The following is a 23,281-nucleotide window of genomic DNA, read 5'->3' as shown; positions in this document are numbered from 1 at the left end:
CTGTGACCACCGCAAGCCTGCCCCTCTTCCCGCTCAACGCGGTGCTCTTCCCCGGACTCGTTCTGCCGCTGAACGTCTTCGAAGAGCGCTATCGCGCCATGATGCGCGAGCTGCTGAAGACCGACGAGTCCGAACCCCGCCGGTTCGCCGTGGTCGCCATCCGCGACGGCCGTGAGGTCGCGCCGACCGCACCCGGGATGCCGGACCAGACGGCACAGCCCGAGAAGGGCCCGGCGGCGGGGTTCGGCGCGGACCCGATCCAGGCGTTCCACCGGGTGGGGTGCATCGCGGACGCCGCGACGATCCGCGAGCGCGCGGACGGCAGCTTCGAGGTGCTGGCCACCGGCACGAACCGCATCAGACTGCTCTCCGTCGATGCGAGCGGTGCCTTTCTGACCGCCGAGGTCGAGGAGATCCCCGAGGAGCAGGGCGACGGGGCGGGGGCCCTCGCCGAAGGGGTGCTGCGGGCGTTCCGCAGCTACCAGAAGCGGCTGGCGGGCGCGCGGGAGCGTTCGCTGTCGACGGGCGCCGACCTGCCGGACGAGCCGTCGGTCGTGTCGTACCTGGTGGCTGCCGCTGCCGTACTGGACACCCCGGCGAAGCAGCTGCTGCTTCAGGCGCCGGACACGGCGACGCGGCTGCGCGAGGAGCTGAAGCTGCTGCGCTCCGAGACGGCGGTGATCCGGCATCTCCCGTCGTTGCCGGCGGTCGAGCTGACGCGCGCGCCGACGAGCCCGAACTGAGACGAGGACGAGGGCGAGGACCGGCACCGTGGCGAAGAAGGCGAAGAAGCAGCAGGGCGGCGGAGGCACCCCGGCGACGGTGGCGCTGACGGCGGCGGGCACGGACTTCACCGTCCACGCGTACGAGCACGACCCGGCGTCCGCGTCGTACGGCGAGGAGGCGGCCGAGGCCCTCGGCGTCTCCCCCGAGCGGGTCTTCAAGACCCTCGTCGCGGATGTGGACGGCGAACTCACGGTCGCCGTCGTCCCGGTCGCGGGCCAGCTCGACCTCAAGGCCCTCGCGGCGGCGGTCGGCGGCAAGCGGGCGGTGATGGCCGACCCGGTGGCCGCGGAGCGCACGACGGGCTATGTGCGGGGCGGCATCTCGCCGCTGGGCCAGCGCAGGCGGCTGCGGACGGTTCTGGACGCCTCGGCCTCCGCCCACCCGACCATCTGCGTCTCGGCCGGCCGCCGCGGCCTGGAGGTCGAACTCGCCCCCGCCGACCTGACCACGCTCACGAACGCGGTCCTGGCTCCGATCGGCCGCGCGTAGATCCGGTCCGGTCCGGTCCGGACTCACGCGACCCCTCGACGGCGGGCCTGTCGTCCGCTACGACCGAAGGACACCCGACCTGAGGGGGTCCGCATGTCGAAACGCACGCGAAAACGCAAATGGCGCCTCCGCAAGCGCCGCGCGAACCACGGCCGCCGCCCGGCGTGACGCCGGGCCCCACGACCGCGTGAGGCGCGGGACGCCTGCGGCGGGCCCACGCGGCGGAGCCGCAGATCGACACAGCCCCACCCCGCCCCTTCCCGAACCGGGGCTCCGCCCCGGACCCGTTCGTGCGGGAGCTCCGCACCCTGGGCTCCCGCTCCTCACTCGCCGCAGGTGGCTGATTCCGGGCCCGTCCGTCGGTACCGGATGCACTCCCAGCCCGGTGCGGCGTTCGAGGACGGACACGCGGGCCCACGCGGCGGTTCCGGGCACGACCCGGGGGTCCGGGGGCCGGCCCCCGGTTCGGGCAGGGGCGGGGTGGGGGAGAAACCCCGCGCACCGGACCCCCACCCGCACCGGCTCGGCCCCGGCCCACTGCAGCGCCGAACGCCGCGTCAGCCCCGCTCGTCGCCGGGAAGCGGCTGAGCCGGCCAGTCGGGCTCCGGGTCGCGGGGCCCGAAGAGGGCCGTGAGGGCCAGATGGACGACCATCGAGGCCACCGGCCACGCCAGCAGCGCCGCACGTGAGCGGAGCTGCAGCGGCGCGTCGAAAGTGACGCCCTCGCCCACCGCCCGCGCATGGGCGACGACGTCGTGCTCGGGACCGAACCAGTAGCCGATACCCCAGCCCAGCGCCGAAGCCGCAAGCCCGCCGAGCGCCAGTGCGGCGACGAGTGCGATCCCGCCGCGCCGGTGCACCAGGAAGACCACTGCCGCGCAGAGCACCCCGAAGCCGAGCGCCAGCAGCACGAACGTGCCGTCCGCGCCCGCCGCCTCCTCGCCCTCCGTGTCGACGACGAAGACCGCCTTGCCCGTGGAGATCAGCGCCACGCGCGGCGCGAGCCACAGCCACAGCAGGCCGAGCGCGACACCGGTCAGCGCCACCACCGGCAGGACGATGGCGGCCAGTCGCAGCTCCCTCTTCATGTCCTGCCCTTCTCCGTCCCCCACGGCGAAGGGGTACGGGTGGTTCCAGGGCGCGTTGTGCGGCGGAGGCTGGTGAGGCGGCGTCAGGGGTGCTGTCACCATGACATCGTGCCAAACGTCCGTGTGGCGCGCCTCACCGGACCGCGCCTCACCGGACCGCGGCCCTCCGGTACGCCCATGTCGCGAGGCCCAGTGACGCCACGCCCACGACCGCGCAGACCACGAGGTCGAGCGCCACGGCGGGCCAGTCCGGATGCGTGTCGAAGGTGCGGGTCATCGCCTCGACCCCGTACGTCGACGGCAGCAGATCCCGCGCGTACGCGATCGGCTCCGGCAGTCGTCCGGCCGGCAGCACGCCCAGCAGCAGGGCCGCGGACATGCCCAACTGGCCCATCAGCGTGGCGAGTTCCTGGCGGGGCGCGAGCAGCCCGAGCGCCGCGCCGAGCCCGGCGAGCGCAGCGCCCGCGAGCGGGATCACGGCGGCCAGCACCCACAGATGCGTGAGCGGCAGCCCGAAGAGCACCGAACCGATGACCGCGGTCACGACGGTCCCGGGCACGGTGAAGGAGGCGTACGCCCCGGCCGCGCCGAGCACCACCGCCGCGGGCGGCACGGGCAGGGTCGCGTAGTGGTCGAGGCCGCCCCCGGCCCTGAGCTGCCCGAAGTACTGGGCGAGCAGATTGAGCGCGACGAACGCGACGACCAGCACGGACGACCCCGCGACGACGGCACGCGCCTCGGCGCCGCCGTCGACGACGCCCCGCATCAGCACCATGATGCCGACGGACTGGAAGGTCGCCACGAAGAGCAGCGGGATCCGGGCGACCCGCGCCCGGGAAAGCTGAGCGCGGTACACCGCGGCGAGCGCGGGCAGCAGCCGGGCGCGCGGAGCGAGCGGCGCGGCGGCGCCGGACCCGGCACGGGCGTCGGCGGCCTGCGCCCGGCGCACTTTCGCGGACACGGCCTCCGCAGGCACGATGCTCACCTGGCGCTGCTCCTGTTCAGTACATACGGCCTCGTGTACGGCCTCGGCCTCACTGTGCCACCCCCGGCGCGGTCCGGCGCGCCCCGGCGCGGCTGTCCGGGTCCCCCGGCCGGCGTGCGCCGCCCACCGCCGGGCGCCGTACCGTACGCGCACAGCGTGCCGACGCAGGCGCGTCGCCGGCCGGGCGCGTGGAGGGAGGTGAGCCTCATGCCTTCACCAGCCCTCTCGTCGCGTGTCCGCCCAGCGCGAGGTACACGTCCTCCAGGCTCGGCGTGGCCAGTGTGAAGTCGTCGAGCGCCGCGAACGCCTCGCCACCGGTCACCGCGGCGACAGCCGCCCTGGCCTCGTCCGGGGCGAGGCGCAGCACCCAGCGGCGACCCGACTCCTGGGCGGAGGCCCGCAGCGCGGCGACCTCCGGAACGTCCAGGGGCGCCCGCTCGCGCCAGACCAGCTCGACCCGAACCTCTCCGGCCACGCGTTCCTTGAGCCCGGCGGGCGTGTCGCAGGCGATGACCCTGCCCCGCTCCAGGACGGCGACGCGGTCGAGGACGGTCTCGGCCTCGATGACGTTGTGGGTGACCAGGAGCACGGTCGCGCCGTGCTGGGCGCGCCGCCGGTCCACCGCGGCCCAGACCGCGCGCCGGGCGACCGGGTCCATTCCTGTGGTGGGCTCGTCCAGGACGAGGACGGGCCGCTCGCCGACCAGCGTGGCCGCGAAGCACGCCAGCCGCCGCTGCCCGGCGGACAGCTTCTTCAGGGGCCGCCCGGCGAGTCCCGTGAGCCCCAGCTCTTCGAGTACGGTGTCGCGCTCGGCGCGTGCCTCCCGTACCCCGAGGCCCCGCAGCCGCCCGGTCGTCTCCGCGGCCAGCCCGACGGTCAGCTCGTCGAGCGCGGTGGACTCCTGGCCGAGATAGCCGATGAGCCGGGACGCCCGCTCGGGGTGGCGTACGAGATCGTGGCCGAGGACCTCGACCGCGCCGGAGTCGGGGCGCATCAGACCCGTGAGCTGGCGGACCAGGGTGGACTTCCCTGCGCCGTTGGGGCCGAGCAGTCCGAAGATCTCGCCGGTGCGCACTACCAAGGAGATTCCGTCGTTGGCCCGCACCTCGGGGGTCGCGGGGGTCCCCCGCCGGGCACGCACGGCGGGGTACGTCTTGACCAGATCCCGCACCACGCACACCGTACTCACGAGGGACGAGCCTACGGGGTCCGCGGGGCTACTCCCCCGCGGGGGCGTGTTCCGCGGCCGCCCGCACGTCGATCTCGCGCCAGAATCCGGCCCGGATGGCATAGCGGTCGTGCTCGTCGATCTGGTCGTCCTTGTGGGCGAGGAGTCCGAACCGGGCCGCGTACCGCAGCAGTTCGCCGTCGATGCGGTGCGGGATGCGCGGGTACAGGGTGGACAGCTTCTGGACGTGCCCGGGGTCCGGGAGCCGCTCCATCCAGCGCCGTGCGAAGACCTGTCCGACCTCGTAGGGGTCGCCGCCGACCGTGGTGATGTCCTCCTCACGGTCGGCCCAGCGCTGCTCGGCGCTGGTGAGCTGGGCGAGCGTGGGCAGCGACGCGGTCTCGGGCGACTCGCCGAGCGCGCCGCCGCCGGGCCGCTCGATCCAGCCCTTGTCGGACGACCAGCGCAGGGTGGCGCCCGCCGGTTGCCGGTCGCCCGGCGTGGCCGGGCCGCGCAGGCCCGCGAGGTCCTTGGGGGTCGGCACACCCTTCCCTGCGGGTCCCACCTGGCCGGCGGGGGTGGCACCCGGCGCCACGGCCGGGGCCGACGAACCGTTCCGCACCTCCGCCACCTGAGCACGGGCCGCCTCGTCGGCCCGCTCCGCGGACGCGGCGAGCGCCGCCTCGGGCAGCGGGGCGGAGAGGATCGCCGCGATCTCGGGGCGGGGTGCGGGCGGCGGGGCACAGACGCCGCCGAGGTCCTTGGCGCGGACCGCCTGGGTGATCCAGGCCCGGTCGAGGACACGCCTCTCGTCGGCCTCGGCGACGAGGTCCTCCGACTGGTTGTAGTCACCGTCGGCGGCCTGGACGGCCCAGAGGTGGACGGCGACTCCGTGTTCCTTGGCCGACATGAGGCCCGGCAGCAGATCGCCGTCGCCGGTCACGAGCACCACGTCGGAGCAGGCGCGGTTTCTGGCCAGTTCGGTGAGCTCGGCATGCATCGCGGCGTCGACGCCCTTCTGCGCCCAGCGGCCGTCGCTGCGGGTCAGTGCGCCGAGCCGGACGGTGACCCGGGGCATGACCCGCAGCCTGCGGTGCTCGGGCTGGGGTACGCGGTCGGGGGCGCCGTCGAACCAGTAGATGCGGAGCAACGGGCGTTCCGTATCGGCCTCGGCCCGGTCGCGGAGGGCCTGGATGAGGGCGGCGTGGTCGACGGTGATACGGGAACGGGCCGGTTCTCCGGCGAGGAGACTCGCGGCGGCGCCCAGCAGATAACCGGCGTCCACCAGGACGACGCAGCGGTCCACGTGTTCCACCCTCTTTCGGGAACCTCGGGATCGGAAGTTGCTTCGTGTTTCCTTCGAGTCTGCCCGACAGCCGGAGGGTTGACGGCCGGAACTCGATCATCGGCGTGGCGATTGTGAAGCCGCACCGTAACAGCAGCCCGTTACTCACCGCAATGATCCGAAATGCGGCGTATAGACGCCTATGTGAGTCTGATGGCGGCCCTGGCCCCTAGATGACACAGGAGGCAGACCATGGCCAAGAACAAGAACCGTGAACGTAAGCCGCAGACCGGCTCGCAGGCCGAGCGCGGTACCCAGCGGGCCCGCAGCTCGTCGATGGAGGCACAGGCCGAACAGAGGGCCACACAGATAGCCTCCGGCGACCCGGCGCACAAGGGCCGTCAGAAGCGTTTCGGCCATAACTGAGGCTCCGCGCCGCGTCGCCGCATGCGCGCGTGAGGGGCGCACCCATGACGGGTGCGCCCCTCAGCTGCGTTCAGCCCCCGGCCGCGGGGCCGGCGGGCCGCGGCGTCAGCCTGCGAGACAGGACGGGCCGAGCAGCACCTTCAGATCGCCGAAGAGCGCCGGGTCCGGCTGCACCCGGTGCCGGTCGAGGCGGAGCACGGTGGTCTTGCGGGCGCCCTGGAGCTTGATCCGCACCTCCGTGTTGCCCTTGTGGTGGCCGAGGATCTCGCCGAGCCGGCCGACCATGGGCGGGGTGACCTTCACCGTGGGAATGGTGATCACCACGGGCGCGTTGGTGCCCGCCGACGACAGATCGGGGACCATCAGCTCCATCGCGACGAGCCGCGGCACGTCCTCGCGCTTGTCGAGCCGGCCCTTGACGAAGACGACCGTGTCCTCGACGAGTTGCGTGGACACCAGTTGGTACGTCGCAGGGAAGAACATGCACTCGATGGAACCGGCCAGGTCCTCGACGGTGGCGATCGCCCACGCGTTGCCCTGCTTGGTCATCTTCCGCTGCAGGCCCGAGATGATGCCGCCGATGGTGACGACCGCCCCGTCCGCGTGCTCGCCGCCCGTGAGCTGGGAGATCGCCGCGTCCGACTTGTCGCTCAGGACATGCTCGATGCCGAAGAGCGGGTGGTCCGAGACGTACAGACCGAGCATCTCGCGCTCCTGCGCGAGCAGATAGGACTTCTCCCACTCGATGTCGGAGAACTCGACGTCGAGGCCGAAGCCCGGCTCGCTGCTCTCCTCTTCGCCCATGCCGCCGAAGAGGTCGAACTGCCCCTCGGCCTCCTTGCGCTTGACCGCCACCACGTTGTCGATCATGGGCTCGTGGTGGGCGACCAGGCCCTTGCGGGTGTGGCCCATCGTGTCGAAGGCACCGGCCTTGATGAGCGACTCGATGGTGCGCTTGTTGCAGACGACCGCCTCGACCTTGTCGAGGAAGTCGGGGAAGGAGGAGTACTTGCCCTTGGACTTGCGGGACCTGATGATCGACTCGACGACGTTCGTGCCGACGTTGCGGACGGCGGAGAGGCCGAAGAGGATGACGTCGTCGCCCTGGGCCGCGAAGTTCGACTCGGACTCGTTCACATTGGGCGGCAGGACCTTGATGCCCATGCGGCGGCACTCGTTCAGATAGACCGCGGACTTGTCCTTGTCGTCCTTGACCGAGGTGAGCAGCGCGGCCATGTACTCGGCCGGGTAGTTGGCCTTCAGATACGCGGTCCAGTAGGTGACCAGGCCGTACGCCGAGGAGTGCGCCTTGTTGAAGGCGTAGCCGGCGAACGGCACCAGGACGTCCCAGAGGGCCTGGATCGCCGCGTCCGAGAAGCCGTTCTTGCGGGCGCCCGCCTGGAAGATGCCGAAGTTCTTCTCCAGCTCCTCCGGCTTCTTCTTGCCCATCACGCGGCGCAGGATGTCGGCCTCGCCCAGCGAGTAGCCGGCGACGATCTGGGCGGCCTTCTGCACCTGCTCCTGATAGACGATCAGGCCGTAGGTGAGGCCGAGCGTCTCCTTCAGCGGCTCCTCGAGCTCCGGGTGGATAGGAGTGATCTCCTGCCGCCCGTTCTTGCGCTCGGCGTAGTTGATGTGCGAGTTCATGCCCATGGGGCCCGGCCGGTACAGGGCCGACACGGCGGAGATGTCCTCGAAGTTGTCGGGCTGCATCTGGCGAAGCAGCGAGCGCATCGGGCCGCCGTCGAACTGGAACACGCCGAGCGTGTCGCCGCGGCAGAGCATCTCGTACGTCTTGGGGTCGTCGAGCGGGACGTCGAGCAGCTCCAGCTTGACGCCCTTGTTGGCCTCCACCATCTTCACGGCGTCGTCCATGATGGTGAGGTTGCGCAGGCCCAGGAAGTCCATCTTCAGCAGGCCGAGCGACTCGCACTGGGGGTAGTCCCACTGCGTGATGGTGACGCCGTCGGTGTGCCGCACCCAGATCGGGGCGTGGTCGACGATGGGTTCGCTGGACATGATCACGCCGGCGGCGTGCACGCCCATCTGCCGGACCAGGCCCTCGACGCCCTTGGCGGTGTCGATGACCTTCTTCACGTCCGGCTCGTTCTCGTACATCCCCCGGATCTCGCCCGCCTCGTTGTAGCGCGGGTGCTCGGGGTTGGTGATGCCGTCGAGGTCGATGCCCTTGCCGAGGACGTCGGCGGGCATGGCCTTGGTGAGGCGGTCGCCCATCGCGTACGGGTAGCCCAGCACGCGCGCGGAGTCCTTGATCGCGTTCTTCGCCTTGATCTTTCCGTACGTGCCGATCATGGCGACCTTGTCGGCGCCGTACTTCTCGGTCACGTACCTGATCACTTCGACGCGCCGGCGCTCGTCGAAGTCGATGTCGACATCGGGCATGGAGACGCGCTCGGGGTTGAGGAACCGCTCGAAGATCAGCCCGTGCTCGATCGGGTCGAGGTCCGTGATGCCCATCGCGTACGCCACGATCGAACCGGCCGCGGAGCCTCGGCCGGGGCCGACCGCGATGCCGTTCTTCTTGGCCCACATGATGAAGTCGGCGACCACGAGGAAGTAGCCCGGGAACCCCATCTGGATGATGACGTCCATCTCGTACTCCGCCTGCTTCTGGCGGTCCTCGGGGACCCCGGTCGGATAGCGGCGGTTCATGCCGCGCCGCACTTCCTCCCTGAACCAGGTGACCTCGGTGTAGCCCTCTTCCGGGATCTCGAACTTCGGCATCAGGTCGCGCTTCTCGAACATCCCGGTGGTGTCGATCTGCTCGGCGACCAGCAGCGTGTTGCGGCAGCCCTCCTGCCAGGCGTCGGACGAGTCGATCGCGTACATCTCGTCGGTCGACTTCAGGTAGTAGCCGGTGCCGTCGAACTTGAAGCGGTCCGGGTCCGACAGGTTCTTGCCGGTCTGGATGCACAGCAGCGCGTCGTGGGCGGTCGCCTCGTGCGCGTGCGTGTAGTGCGAGTCGTTGGTGACCAGCGGCGGGATGCCGAGTTCCTTGCCGATCTTCAGCAGGTCGTCGCGGACGCGGCGCTCGATGTCGATGCCGTGGTCCATCAGCTCCAGGAAGTACCGGTCCTTGCCGAAGATGTCCTGGTACTCCCCGGCCGCCTTGCGGGCCTCCTCGTACTGGCCGAGGCGAAGGCGGGTCTGCAGCTCTCCCGAGGGGCAGCCGGTGGAGGCGATGAGCCCCTCGGACCACTGGGAGATGGTCTCCTTGTCCATGCGCGGCCACTTCTGCAGCCAGCCCTCGGCGTAGGCGTCGGAGGAGAGCCGGAAGAGGTTGTGCAGGCCGGTCCTGTTCGCCGCCCAGATCGTCTTGTGGGTGTAACCACCCGAACCGGAGACGTCGTCCTTCTTCTGGTGGGGCTGGCCCCACTGGATCTTCCGCTTGTTCCGCCGGGACTCCGGCGCCACGTACGCCTCGATGCCGATGATCGGCGTGACGCCCGCCTTCTTGGCGGTGAAGAAGAAGTCGTAGGCGCCGTGGAGGTTGCCGTGATCGGACATGGCGATGTGCGTCATGCCCATGTCGTTGCAGGCCTTGAACATGTCCTTGAGCCGCGCGGCACCGTCCAGCAGGGAGTACTGGGTGTGGACGTGCAGGTGCGTGAACGGCGGCTTTGACACGGCTTGGCCTCCAGGGGAAACGCTCGGCGACAGGCTGCGGACAGTCTGGGTGGACAGCGTCGAAGTCTATGCCTCCCCACTGACAGGGGCGGGGCACTCCGGAGTACCGTCGCGCGTTGAGCGGGACGGAACACCCGTCCCTTTTGTCATGTACCAGGAGGCACTCAGCGATGTCGGTCCACCAGCCCACGGCTGACGAGCGAGGCGAGGAGATCCTCGCGGTCTTCGACACCGCCTTCGGCGAGCTCCTGGCCGCCGACCCGGCCGCGTTCCGGGTGAAGTTCCGCAAGATGGCGGCCTCCGCCTTCGCGTTCTACCGGGGCACGGCGTGCCTCTTCTACGCCGACCTGGAGCGCGAGCAGAACGGCGGGCCGTACCTGGACGAGCGCACGAGCCGGGTGTGGATCCACGGTGACCTCCACGCCGAGAACTTCGGCACGTACATGGACGCGAACGGCCGGCTGATCTTCAACGTCAACGACTTCGACGAGGCCTACGTCGGCCCCTTCACCTGGGACGTCAAGCGGCTGTCCGCCTCGCTGGCACTGATCGGCTACACGAAGGCGCTCAGCGACGAGCAGATCACCGACCTGGTGCGGGTCTACGCCGCCGCCTACCGCGAGCGCATCCACGCCCTGGCGACCGGCGCCAAGAACGACGAGGTGCCGCCCTTCTCCCTGGACACCGCCCAGGGCCCGCTGCTCGAGGCGCTGCACAGCGCCCGGGCGCTGACCCGCTTCGGGCTGCTGGCCTCGATGACGGAGATCCGGGACTACGAGCGTCGCTTCACCGAGGGCGGCGGCGCGATCGAGCTGGACGCCGCGACGCGGTACAAGGTGCTGGCCGCCTTCGACGGCTATCTGGAGACCCTGCCCGAGTCGAGTCTGTCGCGCCCCGACTCGTACCGGGTGAAGGACGTCGTCGGGCGGCGCGGCATCGGCATCGGCTCGGCCGGTCTGCCCTCGTACAACATCCTGCTGGAGGGCAACAGCGACGCCCTCGAGAACGATGTGGTGATCTACATGAAGCAGGCCCAGACCCCGGCGGTGTCCCGGCACATCAGCGACGAGCGGGTCCGGGGCTACTTCCAGCACGAGGGCCACCGCACGGTGATCTCGCAGCGTGCGCTCCAGGACCATGCCGACCCATGGCTGGGCTGGACCGAGCTGGACGGTGCGGGCCAGCTGGTCGCGGAGGTCTCTCCGTACGCGGTGGACCTGGACTGGTCGGACATCGACGACCCGGCGGAGATCGCGGCGACCGTGGCGGACCTCGGCCGGGCGACGGCCACGATGCACGCGGCGGCCGACGACGAGAGCGGCCACTCGCTGGTGCCGTTCTCCACGGAGCGGGCCATCGACGCGGCGATCGCCGCGGACGAGGACGGCTTCGGGGAGCTGCTGGTGGACTTCGCGCACGGCTACGGCGCGCGGGCGCGGGCCGACCACCAGATCTTCGTGGACCTCTTCAGGAACGGAAGGATCCCCGGCCTGCGGTAGAGCCGAGGCGAGCCGGGCCTGGGCGAACCGGCCCGGACCTTGCCGAGTCCGGCTTCCGGTCCGGGTCCGGCTTTCCGGTCCGGATCCGGTTTCCGGTCCGGCTCCGGCTCCGGGTCCAGGTCCGGCTTTCCGGTCCGGCTCCGGCTCCGGGTCCAGGTCCGGCTTTCCGGTCCGGATCCGGCTCCGGGTCCGGCTTTCCGGTCCGGGTCCGGTTTTCCGGCTCCGGCTCCGGTTTCCGGCTCCGGCTCCGGCTCCGGCTCCGGCCGGTCCTCCGGGACCGCATACCGTCCTTAAGGACCGTTTACGGCGGACCGTGGCACACTCCCTTCGACGAAGCTGTGTTTCCCGGGGACGCCCCGGGCCCCAGCAGAAGAAGACATCCGGCAGGCAGGATCCTTTGCACACAGGCGACACGAGGCTCAGGGGGCTGCGGGCAGCGATCTTCACGGCACTCGTCGTGACGCTGTCCGTGGCTTCGCATGTGCTGCTCTCCCGAGCGGCGCTGCCCCTGATCACCGTGGGCGCCGTCACCGCCGGCGTGTTCCTGATCGCGTACGCCCTGGCCGGACGGGAGCGCGGATACGGGTCGATCGCCGCCGTGCTCGTGCCGCTGGAGCTGGCCGCGGACACCGTCTTCACCACCGGGCAGCACCTCTGTTACGGCGTCGCGGGCGGGCCGGTCGCCGGTTCGCTGCGCGCGGTCGGAGTGGATGTGCTCTGCGGCGGCGCCGTCGGCGACCCGCTGCCCGGTGTGACCGCGGCCCAGGGGCGCCTCGCCACGCTGCTCAACTCGCCCGACCCCTCCGTGCCCTGGCTCCTGCTGGCCGCGCATGTGTCGGTCGGGCTGCTCGCCGCCGCCTGGCTGCGGCACGGCGAGTCGGCGCTCGCGTGTCTGCTGCGCGCCGTGGCCGCGTTCGCCTTCCGGCCGCTGCTGATCGCCGTCGCCGCCGTGGATGCGCGCACGGGACGGGTGCACCGCGCGGTACGGCCCGCCGACCTGGCGCCCTCGGGCAGGACCCGCCTTCTCGTGCACTCCGTGGGACGGAGGGGACCGCCGCTCCAGGCTCTCGCCCTTGCCTGAAACCGGTAGTCCCCCTCCCTCCTGAACCATCGAACACGGAGCAGATCCTCATGAGTGCACGCAACAGCCAGGCCAGCAAGGCAGCCGCCCGCGAGCGCCTTCGCGCGGAGCGCGAACGCCAGGCCAAGAAGGACAAGATCAAGCGGCAGATCGTCGTCGGCCTCTCGGTCGTCGGCGTACTGGCCGCGGCGGGCGGCGTCGGCTACTTCGTCGTGCAGGCGAACAAGCCCAGTGCGTGGGAGGCCGCCAAGAGCGCGAAGGTCGTCCCGCCCAAGAACAGCGAGGGCGAGAACGGCACGACCGTCGTCATCGGCAAGCCGGAGGCGAAGAAGACGCTGGAGCTGTACGAGGACTCGCGCTGCCCGGTCTGCGCGACCTTCGAGCAGGCGGTCGGTGAGACGGTCAAGAAGGACGTCGACGCCGGCAAGTACAAGATCAAGTACATCGGTGCGACCTTCATCGACAACGCCGTTCCCGGTGAGGGATCGAAGAACGCCCTCTCGGCGCTGGGCGCCGCGCTCAATGTGAGCCCCGAGGCCTTCGTGGAGTACAAGGCGGCCCTCTACTCCGAGAAGTTCCACCCGGAGGAGCGCGACGACAAGTTCGCCAAGGACGACTACCTCATCGAGGTGGCGGACTCGGTGCCCGCGCTGAAGAACAACACGGCCTTCCAGAAGGCCGTCAACGACGGCACGTACGACGCCTGGGCGCTGAAGATGTCCGCCACGTTCGACTCCAGCGGTGTGGAGGGCACTCCGACACTGAAGATGGACGGCAAGAAGCTCACCGTCGAGGGCAGCGACAACACGCCGATGACGGTCGAGCAGTTCAACGCCGCGATCGACAAGGCCCTCCAGGCGTGACGGTGCACGCCAGGACCCTCACGGGGTAACGCCGTACGGCGCTTGACGAACGGGCAGACGAACTTTCCTGAATTCGTCTGCCCGTTCGCCCTACCGGTCAGTAGTCTGACCGGCCGTGACCAGTAGACTCACCACAACTCCCAGCCGCCGCACGGTCGTCAAGGCCGCTGCCGCCACCGCTGTCGCCACTACCGCCGTCGCCGCGTCCGCCCTCGCGGCCTCCTCCGCCGCCGCCGACGGGCAGGGCCCCGCCTTCCTCCATGGCGTCGCCTCGGGCGACCCGCTCCCCGACGGCGTACTGCTGTGGACCCGGGTCACTCCGGCTCCGGACGCCGTGCCCGGCTCCGGCAAGGGTCCCGCCACCGAGGTGAGCTGGGAGGTCGCGGAGGACAAGGGCTTCGCCACTGTCGTCGCCGGCGGCCGGACCACCACCACCGCCGCCTCCGACCACACCGTCAAGGTCGACGTGAGGGGTCTGCGCCCCGCCGCCGTCCACTACTTCCGCTTCACCGCCGGCACCGCGGTCTCCCCCGTCGGCCGCACCCGCACCGCGCCGGCCACGGACGCCGCCGCGCCCGGTGTGCGCTTCGGTGTGGTGTCCTGCGCCAACTGGGAGTCGGGCTACTTCTCCGCCTACCGCCATCTGGCGGCCCGCGCCGACCTGGACGCGGTCCTCCATCTCGGCGACTACATCTACGAGTACGGGTCCGGCGGCTACCCGGCCGAGAAGTACGTCGTACGGCAGCACGAGCCCCGGCACGAGATCCTCACGCTCGCCGACTACCGCACCCGCCACGGCAAGTACAAGACCGACGCCGATCTGCAGTCGCTGCACGCCGCCCACCCGCTCGTCGCGATATGGGACGACCACGAGATCGCCAACGACGCCTGGGCGGGCGGCGCCGAGAACCACACGCCGGGCGCCGAGGGCGACTACGCGGCCCGCGCCGCGGCCGCCAAGCAGGCGTACTTCGAGTGGATGCCCGTGCGCGCCTCGACCGAAGGCACGGTCTACCGCCGGCTGCGCTTCGGCAGGCTGGCCGATCTGCATCTGCTGGACCTGCGGTCGTTCCGCTCGCAGCAGGCGTCCGTGGGCAGCGGCTCGGTCGACGACCCGGAGCGTACGATCACGGGCCGCGCCCAGCTCGACTGGCTCAAGGCGGGCCTCGCGTCCTCGGACGCGACCTGGAAGCTGGTCGGCACGTCGGTGATGATCTCACCGGTCGCCTTCGGTTCCGTGCCCGCCCATCTGCTGGAGCCGATCGCCGGACTGCTCGGCCTGCCCAAGGAGGGTCTCGCGGTCAACGTGGACCAGTGGGACGGCTACACGGACGACCGCAAGGAACTTCTGAAGCACCTGACGGACCGCGGGATCAGGAACACCGTCTTCCTCACCGGCGACATCCACATGGCGTGGGCCAACGACGTCCCGGTGAAGGCCGCGACGTATCCGCTGTCGCAGTCGGCCGCCACAGAGTTCGTGGTGACCTCGGTGACCTCCGACAACCTGGACGACATCCTGCATGTCGCCCCGGGCACGGTCTCGCTGGTGGCGCAGACCGCGGTGAAGGCCGCCAACCGCCATGTGAAGTGGCTCGACATGGACAGCCACGGGTACGGCGTCCTCGACGTGACCGCCGAGCGCTCGCAGATGGACTACTACACGCTCTCCGACAGGACCAAGGCCGACGCGACGGCCGCCTGGGCCCGCTCGTACCGGACGCTCAACGGCACTCAGAAGGTCGAGCGCGTGAGCCGGCCGGTGCTCTGAGGGTGAGATTCAGCCACGGTGAACGCTGACGAGGAGGCTCGCGAGGCGACGGGACGAGCGCCCGTGGGTCCGTCGCCCCGCGTACGTGCCGGGCGGACCGACCCCGGCCTCCTCTAGCCTCCTCTAGCCTGGCGCCATGAATGCGCCGGGGGACCTGATCGACGGGCGGTTCGAGCTGATCGAGCGGCTCGGCAGCGGAGGCATGGGCACGGTGTGGCGGGCTCGCGACACCGTGCTCCACCGCGAAGTGGCCCTGAAGGCCGTCAGATCAGACGCGGGAGCGTCCGGCGCCGTGCGCGAGCGTGTGCTCCGCGAGGCCCGGGCGCTCGCGCGGCTCAGCCACCCGCATGTGGTGACGATCCATCAGATCGTGGACGCCGATCCGGAGCCGCATCCGTGGATCGTGATGGAGCTGGTGCCCGGGGTCTCGCTCCAGGACCGGCTCGACCGGGGCCCGCTGACCCCGGCGGAGGCGGCGCGCATCGGCCGCCAGGTGCTCTCCGCCCTGAGCGCCGCGCATGCTGCGGGCATCCAGCACCGCGACGTCAAACCCGCCAACGTGCTGCTGCGGCCCGACGGGAGTGCGGTGCTGACGGACTTCGGGATCGCCGCGCTCGAGGGCTCGACGTCGCTGACCGTGCCCGGCGAACTCATCGGCTCGCCCGAGTACATCGCCCCGGAACGGGTCAGGGGCGAGGACGCCGCGACCTCTCCTCTCGGCGCCTCCGACCTCTGGTCGCTGGGGCTCGTGCTGTACGTGTGCGTGGAGGGCGTCAGTCCGTTGCGCCGGGCGACGACCCTGGCGACGCTCGCGGCCGTGCTCGACGATCCGGTGCCCCCGCCGATGCGCTCGGCACAACTCGCCCCCGTCCTGCACGCGCTGCTCGTACGCGACCCGGCGGCGCGGCCCGACGCGGTGCGGCTGGACGCCATGCTGGCGCAGGTCGAGTCGGGAGCGACGCCGTACTGGGCGCAGCCGACGCTGACGACGCCGGTGCCGCAGGGGCCGGTGCCGCCCGTCCCCACGCAGTTGGACAGCCCGCGGCCGACGGTCCCCCAGCCACCGCGGCCTCCTGCCCGGATGCCGGACCGGCGTCCCAGCCGTACGCCCGTGGTCGTCGCCGTGATCGCGGTGGCCGTGGCGATCACCGCGGCGACGGCGCTGGTGCTTTCGCTGCGCGACGCCGGGACGGCCACGACGGGGGGTGCGAAGGGCTCCGGCGGCACGACGGGCAGTACGAACACGGCTCCTGCCACGCCGGCGTCCAGCCCGTCTCCGAGCACGTCGCCGAGCACGTCTTCGAGCCCCTCACCGACGCCTGCGCCTTCGGTGACCCGGTCGTCCACGCCGGCCGGCACTCCGCCGACGCCGTCGGGCCAGTGGATCGCCCAGCTCTTCTCCGAGCCCTTCGCCTCCGGCACGGCCGCCCGGGACCGGCGCCTCGCCGACGTCCGCAGGACCGTGCCCGAGGCCGTGTTCGTCCGGAGCGACGACTACGCCTCGCTGCGCCCGGGCTACTGGGTCGTCTACGCCCCGGGGCCGTTCGCCGACGGCCGTGCCGCGCTCGCCTTCTGCGCCGAGCGCGGCCGGACGTCCGCGAACGCATGCATCGGCCGGTATGTCAGTACGAGTCCGTCCGATTTCGGACTGCAGTGCCGGCCGCCCGCGAGCAGCCCGTCGGGCCGCTGCACCCGGTCGTAGAGCCCGTGGAACCGTTGGCCCGAGGAGTCCATAGGCCTTGGAGTCCGTGGCGGCGCGGCTCCTAGAGTGTCTCCAGGAACCCGAGCGCCACCCGCCAGGTCTGCTCGGCGGCCTCCTCGTCGTAGTCGGGCATGTCCGGGTCCGTGTACAGATGGCCGGCGCCGGGGTAGCGGTGGACCTCGACGTCCGCACCCGTCTTGCCCATCTGCAGGTACCAGGCGGTCAGCCAGTCGTGCGGCTCCATCGGGTCGGGGTCGGCGACATGCAGCTGTACGGGCAGCCCGTCGGCCTCGGCGCCGTCCGCGATGTCGGACGTGCCGTGCAGCAGGAGCAGCCCGCGGGTCTTCTCGTCGCCGAACGCGAGGTTCTGTGCGATGGCCGCTCCCAGCGAGAAGCCGGCGTACACGAGTCCCCGCTCGGACAGGGGTGCCGCGACCGCGATCGCCCGCTTCAGGAGCTCCTCCAGACCGACCTCGTTCTTGTGGGCCCTGGCCTCCTCGAGGGTCTCGAACGTGCGGCCTTCGAACAGGTCGGGCGTCCACACCTCGTGCCCTGCGGCGCGCAGCCGATCCGCCGCGGCCCGAACGGCCGGGCGCAGACCGAATGTCGAATGGAAAAGCATGATGTCCATGCGGTCAGGTTACGTTCGAGACATGGAGAACGTGCTGCGTCCGTTGATCGTTGTCGGCGGCTCGGTCGTGCTCACGCTGTCGGTGGGTTGGCTGGTCGATGTGCTGTTGCGCCGGGCGGACGCCCGGCACACCGAGACCCCGCTGTGGGGCCTGTTGCGCCGCTGCCGCGTCGCGCTCCAGGTCGCGCTGGGCACGGCGCTGTTCAGAGCGACGTTCCGGCAGGCGGAGATCGAGGCCGTCGACCAGCACGCGGCGGGCATCGGACAGGTGCTGACGCTGGTGCTGATCGGGGCCTCGGCGTGGCTGGTGGTGCGGATCGCGACGGCCGTCGTCGAGTCCTCGTACAGGCGCTACGCCGCGGCGACCCGCGATCCGGCGCGGGTTCGCCGGGTCCGGACGCAGGTGACGCTCATCCACCGGATCGTCATCGCGGTGGTGGGGGTGGTGGCGGTCGCGGCCATGCTGCTGACGTTCCCCGCGATGCGGACGGTCGGCGCGTCCATGCTCGCGTCGGCCGGCGTCCTCGGCATCGTCGCCGGTATCGCGGCCCAGTCGACGCTGGGCAATCTCTTCGCCGGGCTCCAGATCGCGTTCGGCGACATGGTGCGGATCGGCGACACGGTCGTCGTGGACGGCGAGTGGGGGACGGTCGAGGAGATCACGCTCACCTTCCTCGCCGTGCGGACCTGGGACGAGCGGCGGATCACGATGCCGGTCTCGTACTTCACCAGCAAGCCGTTCGAGAACTGGTCGCGCGGCGGGATCCAGATGACCGGCACGGTCTTCTTCCATCTGGACCACTCCGCGCCCGTGCACGAGATGCGTGAGAAGCTCCACGACGTCCTGCGCGAGTGTCCGGCGTGGGACGGCCGCGACTGGTCGCTCGCCGTCACGGACACCACGCCGACCACGATGGTGGTGCGGGCCGTCGTCACCGCGAAGGACGCGGACGACGTCTGGACCGTGCGGTGCGCGGTGCGCGAGCAGTTGATCGCCTGGCTGTGCGACCGGCATCCGTACGCACTGCCCCGGATCGCCACGGCCCAGGCGACGCCCCCGCCCGTCGACCATCCGGAGCACCCGGCCCCGGCCCCGGCTCACGTCCCCGCCCCGGCCCCGGCCCATGGCGAGGGCGCTCACCGCACGGGCCGCGGCTGGTGCAGCTGACGGACGTCCCCACCCCTCACCCGGCACGCCCCACGGCCTGCCCGGCGTGGACTCAGTGGCCTCGCTCCGCGCCACCGTTGACCTGGATGACCTGCGCGGTGACATGGCCCGCGGCCGGCGAGGCGAGCCAGCGCAGGGTCTGGGCCACGTCCCCGGGGTGGCCGGCCCGCCCGGTGGCGGTCTCCGCGACGAGTGCCTTCCGGCGCTCGTCGGGAAGTCCGCCCCCGAAGAAGCCGGTCTCCTCGACGAACCCCGGTGCCACGAGGTTCACGGTGATGCCGCGCGTCCCGAGTTGGCGGGCGAGATCGTACGCGTACGGGTGGAGCGCGGCCTTGGACGCGGCGTACGCACCGGAGCCGGAGCCCCGGTACGCGGCGATGGAGCTGAGGAACAGCACGCGGCCGCCAGGCGTGGCCAGATGGTCCTTGAGGGCCTCGGTGAGCAGGGTGGCCGTGAGCGTGTTCAGCCGGAAGTTGACGGTCCAGTCATGGGCGACGGCCTCCAGCGGGTCCTCGAAGTCCGGCTGCTCCTCCAGCCGTCCGTTGCCACCGGCGCTGTGCACCAGCACGTCGACGGTGCCGAACTCCCGCGCCGCGAAGTCCGCCGCCCGCCGGGCCCCTTGGGGCTCGCTGAGGTCGACGGCGCAGTAGCGGGCACCGGGGATCCGATCCGCGGCCCGCGCGAGCACCTGCTCGCGCCGCCCGAGCAGCAGCACCTGCTCCCCGTCCGCGGCGAACACCTCCGCCGCGGCGAAGCCGATGCCGGTACCCCCACCACTGATCACCACGGTGCGCGCCATACCTTGATCTTACGACCGCCCCCTCCGTCGGAGGCGGCAACGGCGGCTCCGACGTCAGCGCAGGCTGCGTACGTCCAGCTGGCGCAGGACGCGGTCCACGACCTCGGGGAATCGCCAGGGCCTGGGGGTACCTCCCAGCGGTAGCCAGGGGGAGCGACCGAGGCCACGCCCCGCATCCCCGACCACCACATGACGACGGTCTCGCGCCGGCCGACGGGGATCTCCTCGTCGTAGTCCCGTCGCTTGTGCAGCCGCTTCGTGGGCCCGAGCGAAACGGTGACCACGGACCCCAGCAACAGCACGAACAGCAGGGCCAATTGGTCCACGGGCGGGCCCTTCCGACGGTCGGGGCTTCGACGGTCAGCCCGACAAGGCTCCCACGCACATCCCCGTAATCGCCGCAATCACGAGGCGCCTGCGGCGCCTCCGCCGGGCCCGCCCGTCCGGCGTTCGAGGACGCGCACCTGGGGCCACCGCCCGGTACCCGGGCACGCCCCCCAGGCGCCTACAGCGCCCGTCGCATCGCCCGGTGCGCAATCCCCGCGTCCGGGAACTCCGGTCCGTACGCCTCGTACCCGAGCCGCTCGTAGAACCCCAGCGCGTGGGTCTGCGCGTGAAGGTCGACCGCCGTGAGGCCACGGTCCCTGGCCGACACCTCGATCGCGCGCACCAGCGCCGCGCCGACGCCGAGACCGCGGGCGGCCTTGGTGACGGCGAGGCGGCCGAGGGAGCCGACCGTGGGATCGGGCAGGAGGCCCGTCAGGAGGCGGCCGGTGCCGAGCGGGCCGTCCGGGCCCACCGCGAGCACGTGGACCGCACCCGCGTCGTGGGCGTCGTACTCGATGTCCTCGGGCACGCCCTGCTCGACGACGAAGACCTCCTCGCGCACCGCGAAGCACGCCTCGCGGTCGGCCGCGTCCACCGCCTCCCGCACGACGAACCCGCGTGCGCCGAAACCGCCGCTCACGCGCTCTCCGCCGCGATCCTGTCCAGTGCCGCCCGCAGATCCTCGGGGTAGTGGCTCTCGAACTCGACCCACCGGCCGTCCGACGGGTGCTCGAAGCCGAGCCGCACCGCGTGCAGCCACTGCCGGGTGAGCCCGAGCCGCCGGGCCATCGTGGGGTCGGCGCCGTACGTCAGGTCGCCCACGCACGGGTGCCGGTGGGCGGACATGTGCACACGGATCTGGTGGGTACGGCCCGTCTCCAGCTTGATGTCCAGCAGCGACGCGGCCCGGAACGCCTCGATCAGGTCGTAGTGCGTGACGGAGGGCTTGCCGTCCGCGGTCACGGCCCACTTGTAGTCGTGCTGCGGGTGGCGCCCGATGGGGGCGTCGATCGTGCCGCTCAGCGGGTCCGGGTGGCCCTGCACCAGCGCGTGGTAGCGCTTGTCGACCGTGCGGTCCCGGAACTGCTGCTTCAGCAGCGTGTACGCCCGCTCCGACTTCGCGACCACCATCAGCCCGGACGTGCCGACGTCCAGCCGGTGCACGATCCCCTGCCGCTCCGCCGCGCCCGACGTGGAGATCCGGTACCCCGCCGCCGCGAGCCCGCCGATGACGGTCGTCCCGGTCCAGCCGGGGCTCGGGTGCGCGGCGACGCCGACCGGCTTCACGATCACGACGATGTCGTCGTCGTCGTGGACGATCTCCATGCCCTCGACCGGCTCGGCAACGATCTGCACCGGCGCGGGCGCCTGCGGCATCTCGACCTCGAGCCAGGCGCCACCGCTGACGCGCTCGGACTTTCCTACGACGGCGCCGTCGACCTGGACCTTGCCCGCGGCGGCCAGCTCGGCCGCCTTCGTACGGGAGAAACCGAACATGCGCGAGATGGCGGCGTCGACACGCTCGCCCTCCAGGCCGTCGGGTACGGGCAGGGTGCGGGTTTCGGGAAGGGTACTCACCCGTCGAGTATGCCTTGTCAGTCCTTGTGGACGGTTCCGTCGGGGTCCAGGCCCTTGAAGGACAGGATCACGATGAGGATGCCGCCGCACACGATCGCCGAGTCCGCGAGGTTGAAAACGGCGAAGTGCGCGGGCGCGATGAAGTCGACGACCGCACCCTGGAACACGCCGGGCGACCGGAAGATACGGTCCGTGAGATTGCCGAGCGCACCGCCCAGCAGCAGCCCGAGCGCGATGGCCCACGGCAGGCTGTAGAGCTGCCGTGCGAGCCGCGCGATCACCACGATCACGGCGGCCGCGATGATCGTGAAGATGACGGTGAAGGCCTCTCCGAAGCCGAAGGCCGCACCGGGGTTCCGTACCGCCTCGAACTTCAGCAGCTCGCCGATGACCTGGATCGGCTCCCGGTGCTCGAGCTTCTCCACCACGATCATCTTGCTGCCGAGGTCCAGCAGGTAGGCCACGGCCGCCACGGCGAACAGGGCGAAGATCCGTCGCCTGCCCTTGGGCTGCTCGGCAGGAGCCGCAGCCTCGTCGTCGTCAACGCCCGGCGTACCGATGATGCGCTCCGCCTCTGCCACGTGAGTCCCTCAACCTAGGTGCCTGACTGGTCACGAGGGTACGACACACACGTGCGGACCCGACCGCGCGAGGTACCCGGTCCAGGCCGGCCCCCGAGCCGGCCTCGATCGCGGTGTGTGCAGCCCGGCGGGCTCAGGCCCGCCGCTCCTGCTTCTGCTTGTCCTCCACGCACAGGGTCGCGCGCGGGAAGGCCTGCATACGCGCCTTGCCGATGGGCTTTCCGCAGATCTCGCAGAGGCCGTACGTGCCGGTGTCGAGGCGGTGCAGCGCCCGCTCGGTCTGTTCGAGCATCTCGCGGGCGTTGTTGGCGAGGGCGATCTCGTGCTCGCGGGTGATGTTCTTGGCACCGGTGTCGGCCTGGTCGTCGCCCGCACCGTCACCGGAGTCCCGCATCAGCCCGGTCAGAGCCTCCTCGGAGTGGTTGATCTCGTCGCGCAGCTTGGCCATCTCGCTCTCGAGCTCGGCGCGCGCCTCTGCGACCTCGTCCGGTGTCCACGGGTCCTCACCCGGGCGCACCGCCAGCTCCTCGGGGGCCGTCGCGGCGACGACGCGGGCCGGCGGCACCCCCGTCGCGATGCCGTCCCCGCCTGCTGTGGCACTGGCCGCGGTCTTCTTCGCTCCCACCGTCCTGGCTCCCGTCTGCTTGGCGGCCTCGGCCGCCTCCTTGGCCGCCCTGGCGGCCTTCCTGGCACCGGCGCCTGTCGTCCTGGCAGCCGCCGCCCTCTTCGTCCTGGCCGGCGCCTTGGCGGCCGCCGCTTCGGTGGACGCCGTGGAGCGTCCCGCCGGCTCCTTCCTCTCCGCCGTCCCGGCCTTCTTCGCCGGGGTCGTGCTCTTCCTCGTGGCTGTCGCGGCCTTCGCGCCGGTCTTCGCCGGCTTCGCGGACTTCTTGGCGGTCTCCTTCGCCGCTGTGGTCTCCGCTGCCGGCGCGGTGTCCTTGGCGGCCGGTGAGTCCTTGGCCGCCGCGGAGTGCTTCGGAACCGCCGTTCCCTTCGGGGCGGCTGTCTTCTTCGCAGCCGTGACCTTCTTCGTGCGCGTGGCCGTGGCCTTCTTGGCGGCCTTCCCCACCGCTGCCGCGGCCTTCACCTCCGTCGCGTCGTGCGCGTTCGCACCGGACGCGTCGGCGTTCGCCACCCGTCCGGTGGCCGGGTTCCTCTTCTTCCCGACGATGCTCTTCTTGCCGTTCGTATCCTTGGCCGCCGCCCCCGCAGCGGCGGTGGACCTCGCTGACGCCGTCTTCTTCACGGCGGTCTTCTTCGCCACCATGGCCGCGGCCCCTTCACACATTGTGATCTTGCTCGCGAATCGTGCTGGGACGATAAATCGACCCCAGCTCCGCGGCAACGGGGCACGCCGCCGGTCGGACCCGCCCCGCGCCTGCCCCAACGCGAGCCTGCATCCGTTGTGC

21 protein-coding genes are annotated in these 23,281 nt (G+C 71.4%); 9 read left to right on the top strand and 12 right to left on the bottom strand.

What is annotated here, in order from left to right; genetic code table 11:
- Nucleotides 1-2: 2 nt before the first annotated feature.
- Together ABT078_RS17230 and ybaK are read left to right on the top strand one after the other, a co-directional pair.
- On the top strand, nucleotides 3-743 hold the full coding sequence (locus ABT078_RS17230) for an LON peptidase substrate-binding domain-containing protein (RefSeq protein WP_351228447.1): 741 nt from the start codon (nucleotides 3-5) through the stop codon (nucleotides 741-743).
- Nucleotides 744-771: 28 nt separating this feature from the next.
- The gene (gene ybaK, locus ABT078_RS17225) at nucleotides 772-1,275 is read left to right on the top strand and encodes a Cys-tRNA(Pro) deacylase (RefSeq protein ID WP_351228445.1); all 504 of its coding nucleotides are present in this window, start codon (nucleotides 772-774) and stop codon (nucleotides 1,273-1,275) included.
- Between the two features lie 557 nt (nucleotides 1,276-1,832).
- On the opposite strand, the gene ABT078_RS17220 is transcribed toward ybaK, so the two are convergent.
- From ABT078_RS17220 to ABT078_RS17205, 4 genes are all read right to left on the bottom strand, one after another.
- Complete coding sequence (locus tag ABT078_RS17220; RefSeq protein WP_351228443.1) at nucleotides 1,833-2,465, bottom strand: DUF2567 domain-containing protein; 633 nt, start codon at nucleotides 2,463-2,465, stop codon at nucleotides 1,833-1,835.
- 46 nt (nucleotides 2,466-2,511) lie between these two features.
- Complete coding sequence (locus tag ABT078_RS17215) at nucleotides 2,512-3,348, bottom strand: ABC transporter permease (protein WP_351228441.1); 837 nt, start codon at nucleotides 3,346-3,348, stop codon at nucleotides 2,512-2,514.
- Between the two features lie 205 nt (nucleotides 3,349-3,553).
- Complete coding sequence (locus ABT078_RS17210) at nucleotides 3,554-4,528, bottom strand: ABC transporter ATP-binding protein (RefSeq protein ID WP_351228492.1); 975 nt, start codon at nucleotides 4,526-4,528, stop codon at nucleotides 3,554-3,556.
- Between the two features lie 37 nt (nucleotides 4,529-4,565).
- Nucleotides 4,566-5,831, bottom strand: coding sequence for an NYN domain-containing protein (locus ABT078_RS17205; RefSeq protein ID WP_351228439.1), 1,266 nt, complete (start codon nucleotides 5,829-5,831; stop codon nucleotides 4,566-4,568).
- Nucleotides 5,832-6,053: 222 nt separating this feature from the next.
- Here ABT078_RS17205 and ABT078_RS17200 point away from each other — a divergent pair, with 222 nt between their 5' ends.
- Complete coding sequence (locus tag ABT078_RS17200; protein ID WP_351228437.1) at nucleotides 6,054-6,227, top strand: hypothetical protein; 174 nt, start codon at nucleotides 6,054-6,056, stop codon at nucleotides 6,225-6,227.
- Between the two features lie 105 nt (nucleotides 6,228-6,332).
- Here ABT078_RS17200 and dnaE read toward each other — a convergent pair whose 3' ends face one another.
- The gene (dnaE, locus tag ABT078_RS17195) at nucleotides 6,333-9,875 is read right to left on the bottom strand and encodes a DNA polymerase III subunit alpha (RefSeq protein WP_351228435.1); all 3,543 of its coding nucleotides are present in this window, start codon (nucleotides 9,873-9,875) and stop codon (nucleotides 6,333-6,335) included.
- 170 nt (nucleotides 9,876-10,045) lie between these two features.
- On the opposite strand from dnaE, the gene ABT078_RS17190 reads away from it, so the two are divergent.
- The 5 genes from ABT078_RS17190 to ABT078_RS17170 all read left to right on the top strand — a co-directional run bounded on the left by ABT078_RS17190 (nucleotide 10,046) and on the right by ABT078_RS17170 (nucleotide 16,791).
- Nucleotides 10,046-11,374 carry a DUF2252 domain-containing protein gene (locus ABT078_RS17190; RefSeq protein ID WP_351228433.1) on the top strand — a complete coding sequence of 443 codons (1,329 nt, stop codon included), beginning with the start codon at nucleotides 10,046-10,048 and terminating at the stop codon, nucleotides 11,372-11,374.
- Nucleotides 11,375-11,771: 397 nt separating this feature from the next.
- Complete coding sequence (locus ABT078_RS17185; RefSeq protein ID WP_351228431.1) at nucleotides 11,772-12,455, top strand: hypothetical protein; 684 nt, start codon at nucleotides 11,772-11,774, stop codon at nucleotides 12,453-12,455.
- 50 nt (nucleotides 12,456-12,505) lie between these two features.
- Nucleotides 12,506-13,318 (top strand): DsbA family protein, encoded by an 813-nt coding sequence (locus tag ABT078_RS17180; protein ID WP_351228429.1) that lies wholly within the window; start codon nucleotides 12,506-12,508, stop codon nucleotides 13,316-13,318.
- 115 nt (nucleotides 13,319-13,433) lie between these two features.
- Nucleotides 13,434-15,089, top strand: a complete 1,656-nt coding sequence (locus ABT078_RS17175) for an alkaline phosphatase D family protein (RefSeq protein ID WP_351228427.1) — start codon at nucleotides 13,434-13,436, stop codon at nucleotides 15,087-15,089.
- A 136-nt stretch (nucleotides 15,090-15,225) separates the two neighbouring features.
- Nucleotides 15,226-16,791 carry a serine/threonine-protein kinase gene (locus ABT078_RS17170; protein WP_351228425.1) on the top strand — a complete coding sequence of 522 codons (1,566 nt, stop codon included), beginning with the start codon at nucleotides 15,226-15,228 and terminating at the stop codon, nucleotides 16,789-16,791.
- 61 nt (nucleotides 16,792-16,852) lie between these two features.
- Here the strand turns inward: ABT078_RS17170 and ABT078_RS17165 are convergent, their stop codons facing one another.
- Nucleotides 16,853-17,422 carry a dienelactone hydrolase family protein gene (locus ABT078_RS17165; RefSeq protein ID WP_351228423.1) on the bottom strand — a complete coding sequence of 190 codons (570 nt, stop codon included), beginning with the start codon at nucleotides 17,420-17,422 and terminating at the stop codon, nucleotides 16,853-16,855.
- A 22-nt stretch (nucleotides 17,423-17,444) separates the two neighbouring features.
- On the opposite strand from ABT078_RS17165, the gene ABT078_RS17160 reads away from it, so the two are divergent.
- Nucleotides 17,445-18,590: a mechanosensitive ion channel family protein gene (locus tag ABT078_RS17160; protein ID WP_351228420.1), complete on the top strand. Its 1,146-nt coding sequence runs from the start codon at nucleotides 17,445-17,447 to the stop codon at nucleotides 18,588-18,590.
- Nucleotides 18,591-18,642: 52 nt separating this feature from the next.
- On the opposite strand, the gene ABT078_RS17155 is transcribed toward ABT078_RS17160, so the two are convergent.
- The 6 genes from ABT078_RS17155 to ABT078_RS17130 form a co-directional block, all read right to left on the bottom strand.
- Nucleotides 18,643-19,389, bottom strand: coding sequence for an SDR family NAD(P)-dependent oxidoreductase (locus ABT078_RS17155; RefSeq protein ID WP_351228418.1), 747 nt, complete (start codon nucleotides 19,387-19,389; stop codon nucleotides 18,643-18,645).
- Nucleotides 19,371-19,715 (bottom strand): hypothetical protein, encoded by a 345-nt coding sequence (locus ABT078_RS17150; RefSeq protein ID WP_351228498.1) that lies wholly within the window; start codon nucleotides 19,713-19,715, stop codon nucleotides 19,371-19,373. The genes ABT078_RS17155 and ABT078_RS17150 overlap by 19 nt, the downstream gene beginning before the upstream one ends.
- Nucleotides 19,716-19,894: 179 nt before the next feature.
- Nucleotides 19,895-20,356: a GNAT family N-acetyltransferase gene (locus ABT078_RS17145; protein ID WP_351228416.1), complete on the bottom strand. Its 462-nt coding sequence runs from the start codon at nucleotides 20,354-20,356 to the stop codon at nucleotides 19,895-19,897.
- Nucleotides 20,353-21,294: an RluA family pseudouridine synthase gene (locus ABT078_RS17140; protein WP_351228414.1), complete on the bottom strand. Its 942-nt coding sequence runs from the start codon at nucleotides 21,292-21,294 to the stop codon at nucleotides 20,353-20,355. Before ABT078_RS17140 ends, ABT078_RS17145 begins: the two co-directional genes overlap by 4 nt.
- Nucleotides 21,295-21,311: 17 nt before the next feature.
- Complete coding sequence (gene lspA / locus ABT078_RS17135; RefSeq protein ID WP_351228412.1) at nucleotides 21,312-21,875, bottom strand: signal peptidase II; 564 nt, start codon at nucleotides 21,873-21,875, stop codon at nucleotides 21,312-21,314.
- Between the two features lie 133 nt (nucleotides 21,876-22,008).
- Nucleotides 22,009-23,139, bottom strand: a complete 1,131-nt coding sequence (locus ABT078_RS17130; protein WP_351228410.1) for a TraR/DksA family transcriptional regulator — start codon at nucleotides 23,137-23,139, stop codon at nucleotides 22,009-22,011.
- Nucleotides 23,140-23,281 lie beyond the last annotated feature (142 nt).

This window comes from Streptomyces sp. NPDC002133 (genome assembly GCF_040296405.1).
GTDB lineage: Bacteria > Actinomycetota > Actinomycetes > Streptomycetales > Streptomycetaceae > Streptomyces.
This window is presented reverse-complemented; position numbering and strand designations above follow the sequence as displayed.